This window comes from Archangium sp. Cb G35 (assembly GCF_001896145.1).
GTDB classification, from domain to species: domain Bacteria; phylum Myxococcota; class Myxococcia; order Myxococcales; family Myxococcaceae; genus Archangium; species Archangium violaceum.
The window spans coordinates 533,667-556,978 of the sequence record NZ_MPOI01000003.1 but is presented as its reverse complement, the minus strand read 5'-3'; the positions used below and the strand labels follow the sequence as shown (position 1 = coordinate 556,978).

Sequence of the window (23,312 nt, the reverse complement as noted above, 5' to 3'; positions counted from 1 at the left end):
GCTGCTTCCATGGCCAGCTTCCCTTCATGAAACCGTTCGACTGGCACGGTATCTGGGCTCCGGAGATACATCCGCTGGAGGTCATCTTCCGCGTCTCGATGGTGTTCCTCTTCTCGCAGCTCGTCCTGCGGCTGCTCGGGCGCAAGGAGCTGGGGCGCTACTCCAGCTTCGACCTGGCGCTGCTCTTCCTGCTCACGGTGTGTCTGCGCCGGACGCTCGTGGGCGATGACGACAGCCTCACCACGGGCTTCATCGCCCTGGCCACGCTGGGTGCGTGGGACCGGCTCTTCTCGTGGTTGTCGTTCCGCGACCGCCGCGCGGCCCGGGTGCTGGAAGGCCGCCCGCTGGAGCTGGTGCACGAGGGCGAGCTGGTGCACGAGAACCTGCGCAAGAGCCACATCTCCCGCAGCGAGCTGCTCAGCCAGTTGCGTTCCCATGGCCGGGATGACCTGGGCTCGGTGCGCGCGGCCTTCCTCGAGCCCAATGGCCGGGTGTCGTTCCTCTTCCGCGAGGCCCGGCAGTGACTCACGCCCCGGCGGGCGCGGAGGGCTCGGCGTGCGCGGGGGGCGGCTCGAGCTGGAAGCGCGCGATGAGGGGCATGTGGTCCGACAGGCCGTGGAAGCGGCTGCGCACGTCTCCGAAGGGCCACGTCTCGTCGGCATCCAGCCAGCGCACCCCGCCCCCGGAGAAGATGTGATCCAGGTGCATGCGCATGTGCATGAAGCCGGCGGTGGGGAAGCCGCGGGGCTGCCGCGGGTCTATCTGTCCCACCGCCGCCTGGGCGTCGATGAAACAGGCCTCGTCACACAGGTAGTGGAAGACGGGTGAGGCCGGCGGCGAGTTGAAGTCCCCACAGATGAGGAAGGGCTCGCTGTTGGAGCGGGCCCGCACGAGCTGGGCGAGGGCGCGCGCCTCGTGGAGCTGGTTGATGCCGTTGCCCATCTTCTCGCGGGTGGCCCAGAAGACGCGGGAGAAGGGGGTGGGCAGGCTCAGGTGGGTGTTGAAGATGTGGAAGGGCAGCCCGTCTTCCAGGCGCAGCAGCCGCATGTGGGCGCAGATGCGGCTCTGCTTGCGCTCGCGCAGGGCCCGCACGTGGTGGTGGGTGATGTGGTGGGGCGAGTCCACGTTGTGGGTGTCCACGGCGAGCCGCTGGGTGTTGACGAGGATGGCCAGCCCCGTGGTGTAGAGGGAGAACTCGCCCAGCTTGTAGTGGTGGGCGCGGAAGTAGAAGGCCTCGTAGGGCATGGGGCGGCGCAGGTTGGCGAACGTTTCCTCCATGCGTCCCATGAAGGCCTCCAGCTGCGTCTCGTCGGGGCGGGTGCGCCGGTGGGCCACGTTGCTGCGGAAGGACTGGGTCTCCACCTCCTGCAGGCAGACGATGTCCGGCAGGGGATTCAACGCGGCCAACGCCGCTGCGACCCGCCGCTTGGGTCCCAGCGTGCTGGCGAGCCCGCGCAGGGCATGTCCGAAGTAGCGGACGTTGTAGCTGACGATGCGTATGGGCGTAGGGGCCATGCTCGCTCGAAGTTACGGACGCTCCGCTCCCAGCGGGAGCACCCTGGAGCTTGCGCATCCCCCTCGGGTCCGGATACTCCGCCGCCACCGGGGTTGCTCGGCTGCCCCGGGAGCATACGGACCGCCCACTGGCAGGCAGTGGGCCTGGAGAAGAAGACGATATGAAGCTGCGTTCGACGTTGTGCGCCGTGGCCGCCGTGATGACGGTGGGCGTGATGGGTTGTGGTGAGCAGCCGCAGTACTACCGGGTGTCCATCGACAGCACTCCCCTGGGCAGCATGCCCGGCTCTTGCTACAGCTCCGGCACCGCGCCGACCCCCAATGACCGGACGACCAACACCGTGGAGGTCGAGCAGTGGGTCCTCTGGGACGGAGTCGAGGGCGGGAAGTACCTGGAGGTGAACAACATCGACTACGACCTGGGTGATGCCCGGGTGGACATCGATGTGGATGGCGCCATCGTGAGCACCGATGCGGACAAGCCGACCTTCACCACCGAGCGGGTGGAGACCGGCCCGAATCGCTCCTCGCGCGCCACCTATACCCTCGACAAGGTGGGGGATACCCTGGAGGGGACGATCGCGCTGAGCTATGAGTGCACCGGGGCCACCGCGTGCCCCGTGGCCAACTGCAGCGCCTCGCTGCCCTTCGTGGGCCGCCGGGTAAGCGCCGAGTCGATGATCGTGGTGAACAACGGCGCCAACTAGCGGGCAGGCAGGCGCCGGAAGCGGGTCGGTGTTAAAGGAGGGGACACGCCATGACGTCCTCTCCTTCTCGATTCCGCGGAACCGATTCCTACCTCTCCAGCGAGGGCCTCCAGTCCGCCGTCAACTGCGCGCTGACGCTCCAGCGTCCGTTGCTGGTTCGCGGTGAGCCTGGCACGGGCAAGACGTTGCTGGCCGAGGCCGTTGCCGAGAGCCTTGGCCAGCGCCTGCTCACCTGGCACGTGAAGAGCACCACGCGCGCCCAGGACGGCCTGTACGTCTACGACACCGTGCAGCGCCTGTATGACTCGCGCTTCGGCGAGGGCGACGTGCGCGACATCCGCCGCTACATCCGCATGGGCCCGCTGGGCGAGTCCTTCGCCTCGAAGGAGCGCGTGGTGCTGCTCATCGACGAGGTGGACAAGGCGGACGTGGAGTTCCCCAACGATCTGCTCCACGAGTTGGATCGGATGCGCTTCCGCATCTCGGAGACCAACGAGGACGTGGTGGCCGCGCACCGCCCGGTGGTCATCATCACCAGCAACAACGAGAAGGAGCTGCCGGATGCCTTCCTGCGCCGGTGCGTCTTCCACTTCATCGACTTCCCGGACCAGGAGCTGATGCGGCGCATCGTCGGGGTGCACCACCCGGGGCTGGACGAGTCGCTGACGGAGCAGGCCCTGAAGGTCTTCTACGAGCTGCGCAACTTCACGCGGCTGCGCAAGCGCCCGTCCACGAGCGAGCTGGTGGATTGGATCGCCGTGCTCAAGGCCAACGGCGTGACGAACGTGAAGCTGGACGACAACCTGCCCTTCCTGGGCGCGCTGCTGAAGCGTGAGCAGGACCTGATGGCGGTGGCGGAGGCCTTCGGGCGGGGCCGCCGGACGAAGGCCTGAGCGGAGGCGAGCCATGTTCCTGCCCTTCCTCTATGAGTTGCGGCGGCGCGGGGTGCCGGTGGGCGCGCAGGAGGCGGTCGCGCTGGCGGGAGCGCTGAATGCGGGGCTGCACGACAGCTCGCTGGATGGCTTCTACCACGTGGCGCGGGCGCTGCTGGTGCACTCGGAGACGCACCTGGATGCCTTCGATCAAGCCTTCCTGGCGCACTTCAAGGGCATGGAGGGCGCGGGGCAGCAGCTGAAGGACGAGCTGCTGGAGTGGTTGAAGGAAGCGCGCGAGCGGCGGGAGCTCACCCCGGAGGAGCGGGCGCTGCTGGAGCACTTCAACGTGGAGGAGCTGGAGAAGCTCTTCCAGCTGCGGTTGGAGGAGCAGACCGAGCGGCACGACGGTGGGAAGAAGTGGATTGGGACGGGGGGCGCGTCGCCCTTCGGGCACTCGGGGAACCCGCGCGAGGGTTTCCGGGTGGGAGGCGAGGGGGCCGAGGGCGGTGGTGGCCGCATGGCGATGAAGATCGCCGGGGCGCGCCGGTATCAGGGGTACCGGGGCGACGTGGTGCTGGACACGCGGCAGATGGCGGTGGCGCTGCGCAAGCTGCGGGCCTTCGCGCGCGAGGGCGTGGCGGACGAGCTGGACGTGGAGGGCAGCATCGCGGCCACGGCGAAGAACGCGGGCGAGCTGGAGGTGGTGACGCGCCCGCCGCGCCGGCCGAACACGCGCGTGGTGCTGCTGATGGACGTGGGCGGCTCCATGGACCCGTATGCGCACCTGGTGAGCCGGCTCTTCTCGGTGGCGAAGCAGGCCACGCACTTCAAGGAGCTGCGCACGTACTACTTCCACAACTGCGTCTATGGACGCGTGTTCGACTCGCCGTACCTGGTGGGCGGCATCAGCGTGCCGGACCTGATGGCGCAGGTGGGGCGGCACCACAAGCTGGTGGTGGTGGGAGACGCGCTGATGGCGCCGTACGAGCTGACGATGCGGACGAACTCGGAGGGCCGGTACGATCCCAACGAGGGCAAGGAAGGGCTGGTGTGGCTGATGGAGCTGGCGCGGCACTTCGAGCGCAGCGCCTGGCTCAACCCGGAGCCTCCGCAGACGTGGCGGGGCAACACCATCCAGGCGGTGAAGAACGTTTTCGACATGTTCCCGCTGACGCTGGAGGGCCTGGGTGAAGCAGTGGCGCACCTGACGAAGGGCCGCATGGTGCGCGGTCGCCGGTAGCGGGCTCCTTGGGCAGACAAGTGAAATGCTCCCGACACTGTGGCGCCGGGGCTCCTCCAGAACACCAGGCGGGCGGGAGGCGAGCGGGTTAGAAGGGCCGCTCACCTCGCAGTCCACTCTGGAGGAGTCTCCCCATGGCCCCTGTCGCCATCCAGCCGCTCTACACCGCCACCGCCACCTCGCACGGGGGCCGCAACGGCCGCGTCCGCTCGGACAATGGGACGATCGACATGCCGCTCACGATGCCCAAGGCGCTGGGGGGCTCGGAGGCCGCTGGCTCCACCAACCCCGAGCAGCTCTTCGCGGCGGGTTACTCCGCTTGCTTCGAGGGCGCGCTGCGGCTGGTGGCCGGGAAGATGAAGAAGCAGATCAAGGACGCGCACATCACGGCGAAGGTGACCATCGGCAAGACGCAAGAGGGTGGCTTCGGTCTGTCGGTGGCGCTGCACGGCAAGCTCGAGGGCATCTCGCAGGCCGAGGCGGATGAGCTGATGCACGCCGCGCACAAGGTGTGCCCGTACTCGCTGGCGACCCAGGGCAACATCGAGGTGAAGCTCTCGTCCGAGGTGGCCTGAGTCCACTCCTCTCCCTCTCCCACCGGGAGAGGGGTCGGGGGTGAGGGTGCCACGCTCCCCGGGTTACTGCCCCGTGCTCATCCCTGCAGTGACTCCAGGATTGCACGGGTGCTGACGTACTTGTCACAGATGGCCTGGAACTCCGCGCGGTCCGGCACCTGGGACACGTACAGCTCCGCGGTCACGGGACAGACAGTGGGGTGCTCCGCCGCCCCGAAGTAGACGTCCAGGCCGGAGACAGCGTGTCCCCGGCTGTCTGTCACGCGGACTTTCGGGGGCTGCTTGAAGTCCACCACGACGTCCGTGGGATGAAAGCCCAGGACGGCCATGACCTTGGTCTTCTGGCGCTCGCGGTCGAAGAACAGGGGCACGACGCAGCGCGCGTCCTGGGTGAGCGCCGGATCCTCCTTCCACTGACGGAGCCAACGCCGGGTGATCTGCGCCGCAGGGAGCCAGGCCTCTGGCACCGCTTCGACTCCGAGCTCCTGCCGGACGATGGCATGTGCCCCTCGGAAGAGCTGTTCCATCCACACCAACTCGTCGAGCAGCGGCTCCTCCGTTTCTCCCGTGGGCATCACCCGCCGGATGTTGGCCAGGGCCGGTGCGCCCAGCAGCTCGCAGAGCACCTGCCGCAGGAAGAGGTACCCCTCGGCGCGCCTCCGGTAGAACTCGGCGAGCGGCTCGATGCTGAGCGAGGGCTCGATGATGAGCGGAGGTGGTCCCCCCGACCCCGCGACGGCCTGCTCGAGCTGCTTGATGTGGGTCTCTCGTGTCAGCGCGAAGAGCGCACGGAACTGCTTCTCCAACTCGGCGCGATACCGGGGCCCGAGGACGAGCCGCTTCGCTTCCGGCATCCGCTCGGGCATCAGGAACGGCACCAGCGCGTGGAACTGGTGGTCGTACCAGCCGGAGCGCGGGGTGGGGGTGGTGGACCGTCCGCTCCGGATGCGGGTGATCAGCTCGTCCACCAGTTGGAACCCCTCGGGTGGAGACTTCTTCGAGAACAGCTCCTTCACGAGCCGTCCCTCCTGGGAGTCCGAGGGCGGGAAGAAGCAGCGTGAGTCTCCCTCCTCGTCGAGTGCTGGCTTCGCGAGGGGATTGGTCAGACGGCCGAGCAGCCGCAGGTGCCGCCGCCATGCGTCCAGCAGGTGTTCATCCGTCTGGAGTGCCGCGTGGAGGGTCTGGGCCACGTCCGGCGTCAGCTCCTCCTGAAGGAGCCGGTCCTGTTTGAACAGGGCCTGGAGCCGCGAGCTCCACGTATAGAAGCCCAGGGGCTTGGACTTCCCCGCGTCGGACTCGAACTCCCTGAGGGACTTCACGACGAGCAGGCGGAGCTTCTTGTCGGGCTCCTCCAGCGTGCCGGTCATCGACAGCGCGGCGCGAACGAGGACGAGGGCGGACCTCAGCGGATCCGCGGCCTCCGGGCTCCAATGGGAGAGCAGTTCCTGGTGGACGTGTTCGACGATGCCGCGCTTGCCGGGCAGCAGGGGCGTGCCGTGCTGCATCAGCAGATCGACGGCCGCATACAGCCCGTCATCGAAGGCCTTGGCCTTGAGCGCGAAGGCCATGGCCGGTGCCCATCCCCAGTGCATGCCGGTCAGCCACGGGTACAGGTAGGGCTCGTTGGAGTTCCGCTGCTGGCTCAGGCGTGCGCGTTGGAGCCAGAAGGATTCCTGCTCGATGGCCTCGAGCGCCAGCACCTGCGAGGACAGGTCAACCTCGACATCCACTCCATGCGACTTCGAGGTGAAGACGTAGGAAGACATGGCGCGAGTCTACTCCGCGTGCGCCACACTGAATGCGTTGGACGCCACCTCCTGGTGCTCCCCGTTCCAGTCCACATTCGTGACGTAGCGGTACGTCCCCTCCGGGAGCGTCTCGGGAAGGGGGCGGAGTGACTCGCCGCTCTCTCCTGGCCAGATGTTGTACTGGATGGCGGCGCAGAGCTGCCGGCCAGGGGGCGGAACCACCGTCCACGTCCCTCCCTCGTCGCGCTGCAGCGAGGACATGCAGAGGTTGTAACCGAGCAGTTGGAGCGAGTCGTTCCGCAGCAGCAGCTTCACCTTCGAGCCGGGTGCATAGGTCTGCTGGTCCGTCTTCAGGTCCGCCTCTCCCACCAGCGGCACACCACACGCCGTCAGCCAGAGCACCGCACCGCCAAGAAGCGCGTTCCGATGAATCATGTTGCTCACCCCCACCCATGCTCGCCAGTCCGAGTGGCGTGGCGGGGATGATAAGGCTTCGTGGGTGGGAATGCTCACTTCGGCCGCAGCAGGAAGATCGTCAGCCGATCGTCCGGGGCCAGCCCCACGGTGTAGACGTAGGTCCGGGTCCCAAAGGGCACCTCGTACGTGTAGAGCCGCTCATCCCCCAGGGTGCGCCGCTGGACCAGCACCAGCTTCCCCGCGGGTCCCAGCGCGCTCAGTTGCTCCTGATAGGCCTTGGCGCGTTCCGGGAAGAACCCGCTGGGCGCGTACGCGAAGTGGGCCTCCTGGAGCCCTTCGCTCCGCACCTGCTCGAGCAGCGCCGCCAGCTTCGTGGTGACCTGGGGCTCGGTGTCCGCGATGGGCGCGGGGACCGGCACGGCGAGCGCGGGGCTCATCAGCGCGGCGATGCCGTCCACGAAGCGCGAGGGCCTCGCCTGTGCGGAGTTGGTCAGCACGATGATGGAGAGGCCCTCCCCGAGGAAGCGGGAGTAGTGCGTCGAGAAGCCCTGCCATCCCCCGGAGTGGTGGTGCAGCGGTTTGCCACCGCGCTCGTCCAACATCCACCCGAAGCCATATGGAAAGGTGGCGCCGCTGGAGAGCTTCACGGGCGTGAGGATTTCCCGCCAGCTCTCCGGGGTGAGGAGGGCCCGGGCCTGGACCGCCTCATCCCAGGCGATCATGTCCTTCACGGAGAAGTAGAGCGCACCGTCCCCCGTGGTGTTGAGCGACGGCGAGACCCATTCCTGGTTCTTCACCTCCCCCTTCACCAGGCGGTAGCCGGCCGCGCGGTGGGGAACCAGGTCCTCCTCGCTGATGCCTCGCGCCGTCGTCATGCCGGCGGGCTTGAAGACCTGGTCGCGGAGGACGTTGCCATAGAAGGTGCCGGCCACCCGGTTCACGATGATGCCCAGCAGCACATAGCCGGTGTTGCTGTAGTTCCAGCGCGAGCCGGGAGGGAACTCGATGGGCAGGGCGTAGCAGAAGCGTGCGAAGTCCTCATCGGTGTAGTCCTTGCGCGGGTCGAGCAGGCCCTCGAGATCGGCGAGGCCGGAGGTGTGCGTCAGCAGGTGGCGCACGGTGATGGCACCCCACGAGGCGGGCGCCTCGGGGAAGAACTTCGTCAGGGTGTCCGCCAGCGAGAGCCTGCCCGCCTCCACCTGCAGCATCACCGCCGCGGCGGTGAACTGTTTACCCAGCGAGCCGGACTGGAAGATGGTATCGGGGCCCACCGGAACCCGGTGCTCGAGGTTGGCGAAGCCGTACCCCTTGGCCAGCACGGCCTTTCCGCGGTGCACGATGCCGAGGGCGACACCGGGCACCTTCTGCCGTTCCATCTCTTCCCGCACGAACGAGTCGATCCGCTTGAGGACCGGGCCCTGTGCGGCGGCGGTGGCGGGGCGGGCCGAGGCGAGCCCCACCAGCAGCAGGACAGCCGAGAGCTTCAGAAGGAGGGAAGAGGGGTGCAGGCGGCGCTCCTGTGCGAGGGTCCGCCGACACTACGGAGGGCCGGGCGAGCGTTCAATGTCCGCCGTGGCTCCCCGGCCCGTTCACTTCACCCGAAGCTGGCCACCTCGGTGAGCACGGCGCGCGAGGGCCGCGTCACGTAGCCGAAGTGCTTGTCCGACTCGGCGCGCAGGTGCTTCGCGGCGTCGCTGGCCACGTAGTGCTCCACGGCTTCCAGGCTCGTCAGCTCGAAGTGGCACACGTAGCGCACCCAGCCGTCCGCGGCCTTGGCGGTGTCCTTCCACTTGCGGCAGCGCAGGAATCCGGGTTGGCGCAGCACCTCGGGGACGTGGATGTCCTCGTGCCAGCGGTTCCACGCCTCCTCGGAGCCGGGGGCGACCTCGATGGTGACGGAGTAGAGGGCCGTTTTCATTTCTGACCTCCGGGGAGCCAGGTACCCCAACGGACGAGCCGCGTGCTGCCCTCGAGCTCGCGTTTGCCGCCCGCGCCCACCCGCTCGGTGCTCTCGGTGAGCGTCTGGAAGCGCGCCTCGTAGGGCAGGCCCGTCAGCGTGGGGGCCCAGGGGTCGGCCGCGTACGTCTCCGAGTAGACGCGCTGCGTGCCCTCCTCATTCGAGGTGCGCTGCACGGTGAGGGCGGGCACGTCGTGCTCCTCCACGGTGAAGGCGCCACGGGTGGCCGTCGCGGCGGCCCCGGTGGGAGGCCACTCCCCGGTGTTCAGCACGTCCATGGGCAGGTTCAGCAGTGCCTCCTCGAGGGGCCGCGGCTCGGCCTGGGAGAAGTCGGAGCAGGGAGGGACGTTGGCGTCGACGGGGGCCTCGGCGCGCAGGAGGAAGCCTCGCTCGGCGGCGAAGCACACGCGCTGCACGCTGGGCGAGGGGCCCACTTCCACGCGCCGGTCATAGTACGCGCCGGGGCCCAGGGGCCTCTCCAGCACGGGCGGCGTGGCGGTGGCTCCGGCCGCGCCCTCGCGCACCTCGAGCACCCGGAGCTGGTAGCTGCCCGTGGCGCCGAAGCCGGACAGCGTGGTGTTCGCCTCGAGCAGGCCGCGCGTGAGGTAGAGCGGGCCCGGCTGGACGGCGTACACGTTGGTGCGCAGGGGGCCGTCCGCGGGGCGCAGATCGCTCACGTAGCGCATGGCCTCCCAGGTGCGGCCGGCGGCGGAGGCGTTCTCCGCAGTGGCCTGGCCCTGCTGGGGCACGTCCAGCGTGCGCGTGGTGTCCGCGCGCACGGGGACGAGCAGATCCTTCGACAGCCTCGTCCGTGCCAGGGGCAGGCCGGCCTCGCCGGTGAAGGACACGCGCAGCCACACCCAGGGCTGTTGCACGGCCACCACCTCCACGGCCACCTGGCCCGTCAGGGGGCGCGCGGTGCCGCCGGAGCCATGGCTGGCGGAGAAGGCGTAGGAAACGCGGTCTCCCACGCGGGCGCGCTGCCAGGAGGCGGTGTCGCTCTTCGCGGGGGAGGGGCTCCGGGCCTGCGTGTCGGAAGGAGAAGGGCCGCTCGACTTCGTGCTCTCGCAGCCGGGGAAGAAGGTCAGGGCCGCGCCCAGCATCGCGGCGGCCAGGGGAAGGGGAGGGTGGCGCATGGGCATGTGTGGCTTGATACACCGGGAGTGGATTTCCCGGGGGCTCCAACCACCCACGGAGGGGGGTGGTGGGCTTCAGACGTTGACCCATCCGGGGCCCTCGGCGGAAAGCAGCGGCAGTGTACATTTGCAGGCCATGCCTGAAGCGCTGCTGGATGATGATGTCAGTACGGTCTCTCTGCCGAAACGGAGCGCTGGCGAGCGGGCCGTTCGGCTCGTTCCGACGCTGACCCTCATCTCCCATCCCTCCACCCAGCGGGTGGGCGAGCGGCTCCTGCTGGGAGAGCTGCTCGCCGGCAAGAACGTCGAGCTCTCCCGGAGGGCACCGGACTTCGTCCGGCCCGGCCAGACACAGGGCGCGCCCCTGGCGGACCCCCACCTGAGCCGCAAGCCCATCATCTTCGCTCCCGGCGAAGGGGGCCGGGTGCGGCTGTTCGTCGAGGAGGGTGGCACCCAGGTGGTGGCGGGCGAGCTCATCCGGGGCGGCCGGGAATTCGGCCCCGAGGAACTGGCCGCGGGCATCCCCCTCGAGCTCGCCGATCGCGTGGTGTTGTTGTTGCACCTGACGGAGCCCGACACGGGGGACGCCCAGGACACACTGGGAATGGTGGGGCAGAGCCCGGCCATCCGGCGGGTGCGCCGGCACATCTCCCAGGTGGCGGACCTGAACGTGTCGGTGCTCATCCGCGGCGAGACGGGCACGGGCAAGGAGCTGGTGGCGCGGGCCATCCACCAGCACAGCCGCCGCCGGGACGCACGCTTCATCAGTGTGAACCTGGGGGCCATCAACAAGGAGCTGGCGGAGGCGGATTTCTTCGGCACGAAGAGGGGGGCCTTCACGGGCGCCCAGGAGCGCGAGGGCCTCTTCCGCAGGGCCCATGGCGGCACCCTGTTCCTCGACGAGGTGGGCGAGGCGCTCCCGGAGCTGCAGGTGAAGCTGCTGCGCGCGCTGGATGCGGAGGAGGTGTCTCCCGTGGGATCGGACGTCATCGTCCCAACGAACGTGCGCATCGTGGCCGCGACGGATGCCAACCTGGAGGAGCAGATCAGCCAGGGGCGCTTCAAGGAGCCGCTGATGCACCGGCTGGCCAACTACAACATCCGCCTGCCGCCGCTGCGCGAGCGCCGCGAGGACATCGGTCTGATCTTCTTCCACTTCGCTCGCGAGGCGCTGGCGGAGCTCGGTGAGGCCTGGCGCCTGGAGCCCGAGGACCCCTACGCCGAGCCGTGGCTGCCGGCGTCGCTGGCGGCCCGGCTCGTGCGCCACTCCTGGTCCGGCAACATCCGCCAGCTGCGCAATGTGACCCGCCAGCTCGTCATCGCCAACCGCGGCCAGCCGCAACTGCGCGTGGATCCCCAGCTCGACAAGGAGCTGGGCCCGGCGGCGACTCCTCTCGGGCGGCCCCTGCGTCTGCCCGTGGAGGTGGATCCCCAGGCCACGCCCGCGCCGAAGGCCGCGGCCGAGCCGGCGGGTGCGCCCCGCCGCAGGCCCGCGGACATCTCCGAGCAGGAAATGCGCGCGGCGCTGCGCACGAACTCATGGGACTTGAAGAAGGTCGCGGACCAGCTGGGCATCCCCCGGCCCTCCATCTACGACCTCCTCCGCAAGTACAACATCCGCACGGCGGGAGACCTCTCGGTGGAGGAGATCATCCGCTGCTACCACGAGTGCAAGGGTGACCTGGACGCCATGGTGCCGAGCCTGGAGGTCTCCAAGCAGGCGCTGCGCCGCCGCATCAAGGAGATCAAGGAGCTGGGGCTCGGCGCGTAGTCTGGTAACTCCCGCGCCCCCGGGATTCGAGGGCGCCGCCGACGTGTCGAGCCCACGCCGCGCGTCTTCACCCGACGCTGCTCGACATGTCGAGCGCCTCCGTGCCCCCCCGTATTCGAGAGAGCCCGGCCGGAAAAACCGGCCTTGGCGCCTCGGGCGGGGCGGCACGCCCGTTGCTCTAGGCTGGCGGCATCCGAGGCCGGGAGGAACCGGGCAGCACGGGGGGGGTGGCTCCTTCCGGACCTCGGAGGTTTCGAGTCTCAGCCCGGTTTGACTCCTGGAGGGGGAAACCATGTCGCAGCAAGAGATGACGAAGAGAGGTGGCAATCATCGGCGTGAGGCCAGGAAGGAGGCGGCCTTCAAGATTCCGGACAACTGTCCGTGCTTCGAGCGGTTCAAGGTGCGCGTGGTGTTCAAGGCGCAGGACCCCATCGCGTCGATGCTTCCTCCGTGCGTGGACGAGAACGGCAATGAGAAGGAGTGCCCCACGCTCGCGCCGGTCTTCTCCGTGGAGGGAGCGGCCTCCCAGGCTCCGGGCCACTGCCCCTGCCTCGAGCGCCTCAACATGCGCGTGCTGCTCAAGCAGGAGGAGTCCACCGGGGCGATGGGCCTGATGTGCGTGGACGAGAACGGCCATGAGAAGGAGTGCCCGCCGGGCCTCGTGCCGGTGGTCCCCCGGGAGGGGGCGGCGTCCCTGTCGGGCTCCGTGTGGTGTCCCTGCCTCACGCATGCCTGGGGGCTGGCGTAGTCCAAGCAGTGAGCGGAGACGCGTGCCGGTCCTGGTGGAGTCAATGCCAGGACGTGGGCACGCGTTTTCGCGTGCTCTGGAGGTGGCGCTCCCACTTGCGCTGGAGGTGGGGATTCTTCTTCAGCGTCTGGTTGAGCTCCTCCCAGGCCTGGAGCGCGCGCCGCTGCTGCTCGGGCGATGCGGAGTCCTTCGCCGCGAGCACGAAGAACGCACGCAGCACCTGGACGTCTTGCCACTCGGGGCGCTCGGACAACAGCTTCTCGGCCAACGCGAGTCCCTCGGCCTGGAGCTGGCTGGAATCGCCACCGCGCACCTGCGTCCAGGCGGCCCACTCCCAATAGAGGTGACCGAGGGCCCGCCGCAGCTCCTGGTTCTCGGGTTCGGAGCCGAGCGCCGTACGCAGGACGTCCCGGGCGAGCTGGAAGTCCTTGTCCTGGGCCTTTTCCCGCCGTGCCCTGGAGAGGGCCTGGGCCTCCAGGAGCCTGCCGTGCTGCAACGCGACGTAGCCGTCATGGGCGTTGAGCCCGAGGGCCGTGTCGATTTCCTTCAGACCCTGGGTCAGGCTCTGCTCCGGGTTGCCCTCGTGCTCCAACTCGAACGCCGCCTGGGTGGAGCGGAGCCAGGCCAGGTTGGCCCAGGGGAGGTGGCGCTTCGGCTCCATCCTGGAGGCTTCCAGCAAGACCTTCTCGGCCGCGCGCACGCTCGGTTCCGGGTTCTTGCCCTGGAGTCTCAGGTACTCCGCGTGCAGGGCCCGTAGGACGCCCAGGCTGCTGCGGGAGAAGTAGTGCCGCGGATGGGTCACGACGGCCCGTCCGAGAAGCGCCTCGGCCTCCTCGAACAGGCGGCGGGGATCTCCTCCACGCTCCATTTCTTCCCGGGCCAGCTCGGTCAGGGCCTGGCCCTCGTTGTAGCGGTAGAGGGGGGATTCGGGGTTGATGTCACCGCCCTGCCGGAACAGCTCGCGGGACGCGTGATACTCGGGCCGGGGATCTCCTCCGCTCTTCCTGAGCCTCGACGCCAGCGTCCAGTGGACGAGCGCCTCATGGTAGTAGAGCACGGCGTAATGGGGATTCACGGTCCGTGCTTCCTCGAGGATCCGCCTGGCCTGCTCCAGGTCTCCCCGCGGATCCACGCAGTGGCGGCTCACGGCACGCCTGTAATACGCGGTGGCGAGACTGACCCTCGCGCTCATCTGGCTCGGGTCCATCTTGAAGGCCGTGTCGAAGGCCTCGATGGCCTTGCTCGCGAGGGTGGGGGCGTCTCCGCCCGGTGACGCCTGATACTCGTGGTCCGCCCAGGTCTTGTAGATACGGCCGCGCAGCATGTGGAACGCGGGGTCCTGGTGCTCGGGCGCCATGCGCTCGATGGCCTGGATGGCCTCGCGGAGTTTCCCGCGTGGATCCTCCTTGTGGTCGTAGAGGCTCTTGGACACCTGCCAGAGCACCCACCCCAGCTCGAGCCTCGCCTCCGGCCTCCCGGGCTCGAGCATGCTGGCGGCCTCGATGGTCCCGAGTGCCTGGTCCAGGAGCCGCCGCGCTTCCTGCCATGGGAGGTTCGGGTCGCTGGCGAGGAGCAGGTGGAAGCGTGCCTCCAGGAGCTTGGACTCGTAGGCGCGGTCGGGCGCGACCTGGATGGCGCGTGACACCGCCTGGCGGCCCTGCTCGTACAGGGACTCGAGATCCTTGCCGTGGCTGGAGAGCTCCATCTCCAGCCAGTCGCGCTCGAGCTGCGCCCTGGCGAGATGGAGGCCGGCATCACTGCGGCCGATCTCCGCGGCCTGGACATAGGCGAGGCGGCCTTCGGCGAATGCGGCCCGGGCCTGGTCATATCCACCCAGCTTCCAGTGCCGGGAGGCCAACGTCCGGTAGATGTCTCCGCGCAGTCTGGGGGCCGCGTAGAACCCGGGAGGGCCGTCACCCAGTGCTTTCAGGTGGTGCAGGGCGTCCTCGAGGCGGCCTTCGTGCCAGGCGATGAGTGCCCCCACGTAGCCGGGCGGTACGGAATCATCCAGACCCCTGAGCCCCTGGAGTTTCTGGAGCGCTGGCTCGCGCAACCGCTGCTCGAGCTCCTGCCGGCGTGTCCTGAGCCATTCGTCCGGGGTGAGCTCACCGGGCTCCGGCTCCTTGCCGAGACGTTGCCGGTATTCGCGCTCCAGCTCCAGGCTTCGCTCCTGGTGGAGCTGCCCCAGGACGAGGGCCAGGGCGTAGTCCACCTCGGGCCCGCGGTAGCCCAGGTTCCATGCGGCCTCCAGGTGCTCGCGGGCCTTCGCCTTGTCCCCGAGCGCGAGGTGGCCCCGCCCCAGGGCGTAGTGGCCGGGCCCCTGGCCTGGTTCGCCGGCCTCGCGCATCCAGGATTCCAACTGGCTCATCTTCTCGCGCAGCCGCTTCCGGTCCCGGAGGGTGTCGCGCGGCGGCGAGAGATGGGCATGGAGCACGTAGTTCTCGATGTCCTTCACCCAGGCGGTGTAGCGGCTGGCCAGCTCCTCGCGCCGGGCGCTCTCGCGACGGCTCAAGAGGGCATCACCCAGGGCGAGCGCCACCACGGCGAGCGCCACCGAGCCCGTGAGCACGGCGGCCCGGTGCCTGCGGGCCTTCTTGCGCAGGCGGTACCAGAGCCCGGCGGGGCGTGCGTGGACCGGCTCGCCATTGAGGAACCGGTCCAGGTCCTCGGCCAGGGCGCGCGCCGAGTCGTAGCGGCCCGAGCGCTCCTTCTCCAGGCACTTGAGGACGATGGCCTCCAGGTCCGCCGGGATGTCCTTGTCGAGCACGCGAGGCGGCCGGGGCTCCACGAGGGGGATGTTGCTGAGCACCTCCAGGTGGTTGCTGCCGTGGATGGGATAGGTGCCGGTCAGCAGGTGATAGAGCGTGGCGCCCAGGCTGTAGACGTCCGCGCGCCGGTCCAGCCGCGTCACCTCGCCCCGGGCCTGCTCGGGCGCCATGTAGTGGGGCGTGCCCAGCACCGAGCCCGAGGCCGTCATCCCCTCCTTCCAGTCGCGCGCCAGACCGAAGTCCATGACGTAGCACTTGAGGCTGCCGTCCTGGGTGCGCTCCACCATGATGTTGGAGGGCTTGAGGTCCCGGTGGATGAGGCCGACGCGGTGGGCCGCGTGCACGCCCTCGGCGGCGTCCCGGAGCACCATCGCCTTCTGCTCGGGGGAGAGCTCCTTGGAGAGCTGGTTCAGCGGCTGCCCGTCGATGTACTGCATGGCGATGAAGGGGTTCCCCTGGACCTCGCCGACCTCGTACACCTGACACACGCGCTCGTGTACCACGCGCGCCTGGGCCCGGGCCTCGAAGACGAAGCGGCGCGCGGCGTCGGGGTCGTCGTCGCGGACGAACTTCAGGGCGACGTCCCGGCGCAGACGGGGATCATGCGCGAGGAAGACCCGGCCCATTCCACCCTGGCCGAGCAGGCGCATGAACTGGTAGCGCTCCCAGCCGGGCACCGGAAAGACCGTGGCCTGCGGAGAGGAGACCTCGCTCGAGGGAGGCCGCACCGTGATGGTGTCATCCGCCGGCGTCATCGGAGTCCGGGCCTGCTCCTGCGACTCCTTGCGCAGCGACACGAGGGAGTCCTCGGAGAGACGCCCCCGCTCCACGAGCAGCTCCAACGGATCACGCTTCAGGCGGAGCGCTTCCTCGCGCAGGGCCTCCGCCTCCTCCCGGGAGAGCAGGCCCTCGGCCACGGCCATGCGCAGCTCCGAGTCGAACGCGTCGCTCAAGTCAATCCCCCGGGGATGAGTGCGCACTTTATAGCCTCCCTTCAGGCAGGTGAGTACCCCGGGCCCCAGCAAGGGGTACGCCAGGACCCGGTACTCCGGGGAGGTGCTCCGTCCGGTGCGCTTCGACGCGTCGAGAACCCTCCTCGACACGTCGAGATGGGGGGTTCAGCGGGCCGGGTGGACCTCGGCGCCGGCCACCACGGTGAGCTTCACCTGGGCGGTGAGCAGCTGCGCCGGGGGCGCCTCGACCGGATCCACCGAGAGCGCCACGAAGTCCGCGTCCATGCCCGGCTTGAGCCGGCCCCGCTCGTTTTCCGCGAACGCCGCCTGGGCCGCGCCCACCGTGAAGCCCTCCAGGGCCTCCTCGCCGCTCAGCCGCTGGATGGGGTACCACCCGTTGAGGGGCTGGCCCTCGGCGTCCTGCCGCGTGCGCGCCGCGTACAGCCCCAGCAGCACGTCCGGACGCTCCACCGGGAAGTCACTGCCGAACGCCAGCAGTGTCCCCGCCTCCTTCAACTTGCGCCACGCGTACGCGCCCTGGATGCGCTCGGGTCCCACGCGCGTCTCCGCCCACGGCATGTCGCTCGTCGCGTGCGTGGGCTGCATGCTCGCCACGAAGCCGCTCTTCCCCATCCGGACGATGTCCTCCAGCCGCATGATCTGCGCGTGCTCCACCCGGTGCCGCAGGTGGCCCGTCCCCGTGGCCTCCGCCTGGCGCAGCAGCGTCTCCAGCACCAGCGTGTTCGCCCGGTCTCCAATCGCGTGCGTGGCCACCTGGAAACCGCGCTCCATGAAGGCCTTCACCCGCGCCTCGTACTCCTCGGGCGAGAGCAGCAGGAGCCCCCGGTGGGAGGGCTCGTCGCTGTACGGCGCGTGCAGCGCCGCGCCCCGGCTCCCCAGCGCCCCGTCCAGGCTCAGCTTCACCGCGCGCAGCGTCAGCATCCGGCCCTGGAAGGGGCCCTCGCGCAGGTACGTCTCGCGGTCCGCTCCCTGGCCATCCGCCATCACGTAGACCCGCACGGGCAGCCGGCCCTCCTTGTCCCAGCGCTGCAGCAGCCGGAAGGTGCGCAGGTCCATGCCCGCGTCGTGCACGCTCGTCAGCCCCACCTCGGCACAGCGCGCGAGCGCCGCGGCGAGCCGCGCCTCGTGCTGCGCCTCCGTGGCGGACGGCAGCACCGCGTTCACCAGGTCCATCGCGTTGTCCACGAGGATGCCCGTGGGCTCACCGTTCGCGTCGCGCAGGATGCGGCCTCCCGCCGGGTCCGGTGTGTCCTTCGTAATCTTCGCGCGCCGCAGGGCCTCGCCATTCACCCAGAGCGCGTGGCCGTCGATGCGCTCGAGCGCCACGGGCGTCTTCGGCAGCTTCGCGTCCAGCTCCGCCCGGCCGGGGAAGCTCTTCTCCGGCCAGTCGTTCTGATCCCACCCGCGGCCGATCAGCCAATCCCCCTGCCAGGCGGTGGCGGGAGCGGAGGCCACGCGAGACAGCACCTCGTCCCGCGTGGCCGTGCCCTCCAGTTGCACCCCGGCCAGGCCCGCGCCGAGCCCCGCGAGGTGCCCGTGCGCGTCCGTCAGGCCGGGCACCACCGTGGCCTCTCCCAGCTCCACCACGCGCGCGTCCGCTCCCGACGCGGCGAGCACCTCGTCCCGGGTGCCCACCGCGAGCACCTTCCCCGCGCGCACGGAGAGTGCTTCGGCCATGGGCCGCTCCGCATCGAGCGTCCGCACGCGCCGCGCGACATACACGGTGGTGGTGGAAGAAGAGGGGGGTTGTGGCGCCTCGGGAGCACGCCTGGCACAACCAGCCGCGCACACGACGAGGAGCACCGCGCCGAGGAGAGACTTCATACCGTGCATCGCACACCTTTCGGACGCCCCGGTTGCCGGGGTCGGTGGCGGCGCACTCTGGCGCACTCACGCGCCAGTGGGAATGCGTGGAACTAGCGCTTCACGGGCTCGGCGGTGCCCTTCCGCACCGCGTCATCGAGCAGGGCCCGCGCCTGGGTCTGGGCCTCGCGGTGGGCCTTCTCCATCTGCTCGCCGAGCACTTCCATCTGCTGGCCCAGCTCATTCATGGGCGCGCTGTACTTCTCCATCTCACGGCCCAGCTCATCCATGGGGGCGCTGTACTTGTCCATCTCGCGGCCGATCTCGTCCATCTGCCGGCCAATCTCATCCATCTGCTTGTCGAGGGCTTTCTCCTCGAGCTCCAGTTGCGCCAGCTGCTGGGCGAGCTCCGGGGACTCCTTGCCGTGCTCCTGCTCGTAGCGGTCCTGCGCGCGGTCGAGCTCCGCCTGCTTCCGTGCGATCTCCCCCATCTTCGAGCCGAGCACACCCTGCTTGCCGCCGAGCTCACCCATCCTCCCGCCCACCTCGCCCTGCTTGCCGCCGAGCTCGCCCATCTTCCCGCCGAGCTCGGACATCTTCTCGCCGATCTCGGACATCTTCTCGCCAAGCTCGCCCTGCTTCTTGCCGATCTCCTCCACGGGCGCGAAGGTGCTCTCGAAGGACTTCAGCGTCGCCGCGTCCCGGATGAGGTACTCCTGCTCGTCCTGGCGCATGTAGAGGACGGGCAGGGGCCCATTGCCCGCGAGCGAGCGCGCCCTCCGCAGATCTCTCGTCGAGCCGGCCATCGACGCGTCGTTGCCCGGACGCAGGAGGACATAGGCGAACATGTCGTCGTCCATTTCCTCGTGAGCCACCGTCACGCTCGGGGGCACGGGAGGCTTGGGCGGGACCGGAGGCGCCGCGAGGGCGAGCCGGGGCGCGGTGGGCGGGGCGGTGGGCGCTTCGCGGGCCACCACCTGGAAGGGCACGAGCGCCACCAGGGCGAGGCCTCCCAGGGTCCAGTGAAGCCAACGAGAACGGTGCTTCGAGTCGATTCCAGCGTGTTCCAGCATGGCGATCCTCCGTTTCAGGGCTGCGAGGTGTGACGAGGCACCAGGTGCCGCCGCGGCAGCCGGAGCGCGGGCGACACCAAAGACGAGGAGAAGACGTCCGTACTCACGGGGCCCGGCCCCGGTGGCCTGGAGCGCGGCGGCATCACAGGCCTCCTCGCGGGCGAGCGCGTACTCCTGGCACGCGCGCCGCACGAGCGGATGGAAGAAGAGCGCCACCTGCGCGAGCGCCGGCACCCAGCCGAGCCACAGGTCTCCACGCTTCACGTGGGCGAGCTCGTGCGCCAGCGCCATGCGCTGCTCCTGCGGAGACAGGGTTTCCAGCGCGCGGCGCGGGAGGATGACCTCGGGGCGAAGGAGGCCGATCGCGAGTGGGCTCGGCGCATGCTCGGAGACGAGCAGCCGGGGGACGCGCTGGAGGCCCAGCTCGCGCCCGAGCACCTCCGCCGCCTGGTGCAGCGAGGCATCCTCCAGGGGACGGGCCTCCCGCCGGATGTGGCGCAGCTGCACGAGCCCTCGCAGCAGCTCGCGGCCTTGCCAGGCGATGCCTCCGAGCCACACCACCAGGGCGCTCATCAGCAGCAGAGGGCGCCAGTCCGTGCGCGTCTCCGTGGGCTCCGGGGTGCGCACCACCGGCATGGGCTCGCCGAGGGGCACGGCCGGGGCCGCCGTCCGCACGACGGCCACGGACGCCTCGGGCGCGGGCAGCAGGGGCAGGCGCACCGGGCCGGGGGCGCACAGGCCCACCAGGCACTTGAGGGCCACGAACCACCACAGCGTGGTGCGCACGGACGCGGGCATTCTCGGCAGCAGCCGCGTGAGGCCCCACACGGCCAACGCGCAGAGCGCCCCCTGCCACGTCACCTGCCACAGCGTGCGCAGCACACCCGGCCCGTGCTCCATCACCACGTGCATGTCCAGGGCGCTCATTCTTCCCCCTCCTTCTTCGACTTGAGCCGGGCCACGGCCTCTTCCAGTTGCCGCAACTCCTCGTCACTGACCTCGTCGGCCTGGGACAGCCACGTGGCGAAGGGCGAGAGCGAGCCCGCCAGCGACTTCTGCACGAAGTCCCCCACCACGCCGCGCAGCAGCTCCGCCAGCGGCACGCTCGAGCTGTACTGGTAGACGCCCTCCACCTTGCGCCGCGTGAGGTGCCCCTTCACGCGCAGCCGCTCCATCACCGTGAGGATGGTGGAGCGCGCCAGCCCCTGCGGCTCGCCGAACTTCTCCGCCACCTCGCCCACGGTGGCGGGCCCGTGCTCCGCAACCCAGCGCAGCACCACCAGCTCCTGGTCTCCTACCGGCTTCTTCATGCCCCTCACCCGCGTGACTACAAGTGTCGTCAAGAAGCAAGGTAGCGGTGACTACGGCTGTAGTCAAGCCGGCTTGGGGCGAGTGTTCTTTCCTGGTGGAGGCCCGTGGCAAGCTGCGGGCACCATGAAGACGCTCCGTAGCTCGCTGCTGCTCCTCGGCGGAGGCATCGCCCTCGTGTCGCCGCTCACCGCCCTGGCCAGGGAGGCCCCCGCGGCTCCGGCGGCGCTCGTGTCCTTCACCGAGCCCGAGTCCATCAAGCGTCTGGAGCGCAGCAAGCACAAGGTGGACTTCTTCCATCTGGCCAACCAGTTCGAGAGCCAGACGAACAAGGCCTTCTGCGGCCCCGCCTCCGCGGCCATCGTGCTCAACGCCCTACGCGTGGACAACGCGGCCATTGCCAGGCCGTTGGATCCCACCCTGCTCGGGGAGAAGGACCGGGCACTGCTGCCCGCTGGCTTCGAGCCGCTCTTCCAGCGCTACACGCAGAACAACTTCTTCGACGAGGCCTCCTCGCAGGTGAAGAGCCGCGAGCAGGTGTTCGGCAAGCCGCGGGCCGAGGGCGAGAAGCGGGACGGTGGCATCCAACTGCGCCAGCTCCACGGGATGCTCGCGGCCAAGGGCCTGGACGTGCGGTTGCGCGTCGCGGACGGCACGTTGCCGGACGCCACCATCAAGGCCGAGCTGAAGGAGAACCTGAAGACGGCCAACGACTACGTCATCATCAACTACGCGCGGCCGGTGCTGGGCCAGAAGGGCGGGGGCCACATCTCGCCGCTGGGCGCGTATGACCAGGCGTCGGACTCGTTCCTCGTCCTGGACGTCAACCCCAATGGCCAGCAGTGGGTGTGGGCGAAGGCGGACGCGCTCATCCAGGCCATGCGCACGCCGGACAGCGTGGAGAACCGCGGCTACCTCCTGGTGAAGGAGGGCCCCGCGGCCCAGGCCAGCGGCACGAAGTAGCTCAGGTGCGCTCGAGCACCAGCGGCACCCAGTCCGCGCCCAGGCGCAGGCGGGGCACGGTGATGGAGCCATCCGAGGCGGCGGTGACGGTGCCGCTGGCCGTGCCGAAGGTCCAGCGGATGCGCTCGCCGGGCAGGCACCGGAAGCGCTGCATGCGCCGGGGCGTCACGTCCACCATGGGCGAGTCGGTGACGCCCGGGCCGATCACCGCGCGCAGCGGCAGGACGAAGCGCCCGTGCGTGTCCACGAGCTGGAGGGTGTCCCAGCGCAGCGAGCGGTTGAGCATGCCCGCCACGTCTCCATCCCAGCCCGTGTCTCCGGCCACCTTCGGGTCTCCCGCGTAGCCGGAGTCGTTGCGCCAGGGCTGGCGCCCGTTGCCGGCCGTGCCCGGGTTGCCGTCCCACGTGGAGCGGCTGAAGGCCGGGAAGGCCAGGTCGCGCCGCAGCAACGTCTGCGCGTCCGAGCGCGGGTTCCAGCCCCGGGTCCACCAGCGCGGGCCCAGCCAGGGGTCCGCCTCCACGTGGCCGCCCTCGTCCCAGACGGCGACGTGGCCGATGTGCTGGGACTGCAGCATCCCGTAGAAGGAGTCGCCGGTGAGGCTGCTGGGCCCCACCACGGAGCCGAAGTGGATGATGGGATCGTCCTTGCCGTGCTCCAGGAAGAGGAATTGCGAGCGTGCCCCGGACTCGTCGCGCAGGGCGCGCGTCAGGTCCAGGCGGCTCCAGACGCCAATGCCGTCCGCGTCCGGCACCTCCTCCTCGGGCATGCCCCACAGCGAGGAGAGCTGCGCCAGCCGCCAGGGACGGTGGGCCCGCGCCACCGGCTGCGCGTGCCGGGCGAACACCCCCGCGAAGTGCCGTGACTCCAGCAGGCCGAGCGCCAGCGCGCCCGCGCCGCCCATGGAGTCTCCCTCCACGAAGACGCGCTCGGGGTCGGCTCCCGGGTAGCTGCGCAGCACCCACTCCAGCAGCGCCAGCACCCGGCGCGCGGTGTACGGCGGCACCGCCCCCGCAAGCGTCTGGCTCCGGGGCAGGCTCTCGGAGTAGCCCCACCAGTACGTGAGGTTCGGGTCACTCGGCTCGATGACGAAGCGATCCGGGGACACCTGGGTGGGCGGGGGCCAGTTGCCCACGCCGTGCAGCCGCACCGTCACCGGCATGGGGTAACCGGCCGAGGCCGCCAGCGGCACCGACACCACCGCGGCGAAGGTCCGCCCGGCGTACCCGGGACTGTCCAGCCACGCGTCCGTGGGCTGCTCCAGCGTCAGGCGCAGCGTGCCGGGCAACTCCTCGCTCTGGAGGATGCGCGGCTCGGGCGGGCGCACGGTGTCGCGCACGGCGATCGTCATCTGCGTCTGCGCCGTGGCCCGGCTGTCCTGGGCGGTGAACCTCACCTCGTGACGCCACCCACCCTGGATGAAGTCCGGCCGGAAGGTGAGCGTGCGAGCGGCCTCGTCCCACTGCGCTCCCGGCGGCAGCCCGTCCACGAAGATACGGGTAGCGCCCTGAGCGCCCTCCACCTGCACCGTGACGCGCAGCACCTCCTCCTCGTTCACCGTCTGCAGGGGAGGCACACGCAGTGTGAGGGCCTGGGGACCGTTTGTAATCAAAGGATCCGTCTCGGACTGTGCGGATGCGCCCCGGGGCGAGTCCACCAGCAACATGGCCAGCAGCCCCAGCGCGAACGCCGGGTGCCGCGGAATGCAAGACCGGAACTGCCTCCCCCAACGCATGG

Annotated in this window: 19 protein-coding genes; 8 read left to right on the top strand and 11 right to left on the bottom strand. The window is 69.8% G+C overall.

From position 1 onward, the window contains the following. The first annotated feature begins 26 nt into the window (after positions 1-26). Positions 27-524: a DUF421 domain-containing protein gene (locus BO221_RS12605; RefSeq protein WP_073560656.1), complete on the top strand. Its 498-nt coding sequence runs from the start codon at positions 27-29 to the stop codon at positions 522-524. A 1-nt stretch (position 525) separates the two neighbouring features. On the opposite strand, the gene BO221_RS12600 is transcribed toward BO221_RS12605, so the two are convergent. After that, positions 526-1,515 (bottom strand): endonuclease/exonuclease/phosphatase family protein, encoded by a 990-nt coding sequence (locus BO221_RS12600; RefSeq protein ID WP_073560655.1) that lies wholly within the window; start codon positions 1,513-1,515, stop codon positions 526-528. A 161-nt stretch (positions 1,516-1,676) separates the two neighbouring features. Between BO221_RS12600 and BO221_RS12595 the strand changes: the two genes are divergently transcribed. From BO221_RS12595 to BO221_RS12580, 4 genes are all read left to right on the top strand, one after another. Beyond that, a complete protein-coding gene (locus tag BO221_RS12595) occupies positions 1,677-2,222 on the top strand; it encodes a hypothetical protein (RefSeq protein ID WP_073560654.1) in 546 nt (181 codons plus the stop codon). A 50-nt stretch (positions 2,223-2,272) separates the two neighbouring features. Continuing rightward, positions 2,273-3,115: a MoxR family ATPase gene (locus tag BO221_RS12590; RefSeq protein WP_073560653.1), complete on the top strand. Its 843-nt coding sequence runs from the start codon at positions 2,273-2,275 to the stop codon at positions 3,113-3,115. A gap of 13 nt (positions 3,116-3,128) precedes the next feature. Beyond that, the gene (locus BO221_RS12585) at positions 3,129-4,337 is read left to right on the top strand and encodes a VWA domain-containing protein (RefSeq protein ID WP_073560652.1); all 1,209 of its coding nucleotides are present in this window, start codon (positions 3,129-3,131) and stop codon (positions 4,335-4,337) included. A 134-nt stretch (positions 4,338-4,471) separates the two neighbouring features. After that, on the top strand, positions 4,472-4,912 hold the full coding sequence (locus BO221_RS12580) for an organic hydroperoxide resistance protein (RefSeq protein WP_073560651.1): 441 nt from the start codon (positions 4,472-4,474) through the stop codon (positions 4,910-4,912). 77 nt (positions 4,913-4,989) lie between these two features. Here BO221_RS12580 and BO221_RS12575 read toward each other — a convergent pair whose 3' ends face one another. From BO221_RS12575 to BO221_RS12555, 5 genes are all read right to left on the bottom strand, one after another. Continuing rightward, entirely contained in the window at positions 4,990-6,678 is a 1,689-nt protein-coding gene (locus tag BO221_RS12575; RefSeq protein ID WP_073560650.1) for a hypothetical protein, read from the bottom strand. Between the two features lie 9 nt (positions 6,679-6,687). Further along, positions 6,688-7,095 (bottom strand): immunoglobulin-like domain-containing protein, encoded by a 408-nt coding sequence (locus BO221_RS12570; RefSeq protein ID WP_143195411.1) that lies wholly within the window; start codon positions 7,093-7,095, stop codon positions 6,688-6,690. A 74-nt stretch (positions 7,096-7,169) separates the two neighbouring features. Continuing rightward, a complete protein-coding gene (locus BO221_RS12565; RefSeq protein WP_255408453.1) occupies positions 7,170-8,537 on the bottom strand; it encodes a serine hydrolase in 1,368 nt (455 codons plus the stop codon). Between the two features lie 134 nt (positions 8,538-8,671). Next, positions 8,672-8,995, bottom strand: a complete 324-nt coding sequence (locus BO221_RS12560; protein WP_073560647.1) for a DUF4286 family protein — start codon at positions 8,993-8,995, stop codon at positions 8,672-8,674. Then, positions 8,992-10,176 carry a DUF6068 family protein gene (locus BO221_RS12555; RefSeq protein ID WP_073560646.1) on the bottom strand — a complete coding sequence of 395 codons (1,185 nt, stop codon included), beginning with the start codon at positions 10,174-10,176 and terminating at the stop codon, positions 8,992-8,994. Before BO221_RS12555 ends, BO221_RS12560 begins: the two co-directional genes overlap by 4 nt. Positions 10,177-10,306: 130 nt before the next feature. Between BO221_RS12555 and BO221_RS12550 the strand changes: the two genes are divergently transcribed. Together BO221_RS12550 and BO221_RS12545 are read left to right on the top strand one after the other, a co-directional pair. Next, the gene (locus BO221_RS12550) at positions 10,307-11,941 is read left to right on the top strand and encodes a sigma 54-interacting transcriptional regulator (RefSeq protein WP_073560645.1); all 1,635 of its coding nucleotides are present in this window, start codon (positions 10,307-10,309) and stop codon (positions 11,939-11,941) included. 292 nt (positions 11,942-12,233) lie between these two features. Next, complete coding sequence (locus BO221_RS12545; RefSeq protein ID WP_073560644.1) at positions 12,234-12,689, top strand: hypothetical protein; 456 nt, start codon at positions 12,234-12,236, stop codon at positions 12,687-12,689. A 40-nt stretch (positions 12,690-12,729) separates the two neighbouring features. On the opposite strand, the gene BO221_RS57315 is transcribed toward BO221_RS12545, so the two are convergent. From BO221_RS57315 to BO221_RS12525, 4 genes are all read right to left on the bottom strand, one after another. Beyond that, on the bottom strand, positions 12,730-16,410 hold the full coding sequence (locus BO221_RS57315; protein ID WP_073560643.1) for a serine/threonine-protein kinase: 3,681 nt from the start codon (positions 16,408-16,410) through the stop codon (positions 12,730-12,732). A 165-nt stretch (positions 16,411-16,575) separates the two neighbouring features. Continuing rightward, entirely contained in the window at positions 16,576-18,264 is a 1,689-nt protein-coding gene (locus tag BO221_RS12535) for an amidohydrolase (RefSeq protein WP_073560642.1), read from the bottom strand. An 83-nt stretch (positions 18,265-18,347) separates the two neighbouring features. After that, complete coding sequence (locus BO221_RS12530; protein WP_073560641.1) at positions 18,348-20,234, bottom strand: M56 family metallopeptidase; 1,887 nt, start codon at positions 20,232-20,234, stop codon at positions 18,348-18,350. Continuing rightward, complete coding sequence (locus BO221_RS12525) at positions 20,231-20,617, bottom strand: BlaI/MecI/CopY family transcriptional regulator (protein ID WP_073560640.1); 387 nt, start codon at positions 20,615-20,617, stop codon at positions 20,231-20,233. The genes BO221_RS12530 and BO221_RS12525 overlap by 4 nt, the downstream gene beginning before the upstream one ends. A 124-nt stretch (positions 20,618-20,741) precedes the next feature. On the opposite strand from BO221_RS12525, the gene BO221_RS12520 reads away from it, so the two are divergent. Next, positions 20,742-21,578 (top strand): phytochelatin synthase family protein, encoded by an 837-nt coding sequence (locus tag BO221_RS12520; RefSeq protein WP_158079831.1) that lies wholly within the window; start codon positions 20,742-20,744, stop codon positions 21,576-21,578. Between the two features lies 1 nt (position 21,579). On the opposite strand, the gene BO221_RS12515 is transcribed toward BO221_RS12520, so the two are convergent. Then, complete coding sequence (locus tag BO221_RS12515) at positions 21,580-23,310, bottom strand: hypothetical protein (protein ID WP_073560639.1); 1,731 nt, start codon at positions 23,308-23,310, stop codon at positions 21,580-21,582. Positions 23,311-23,312 lie beyond the last annotated feature (2 nt).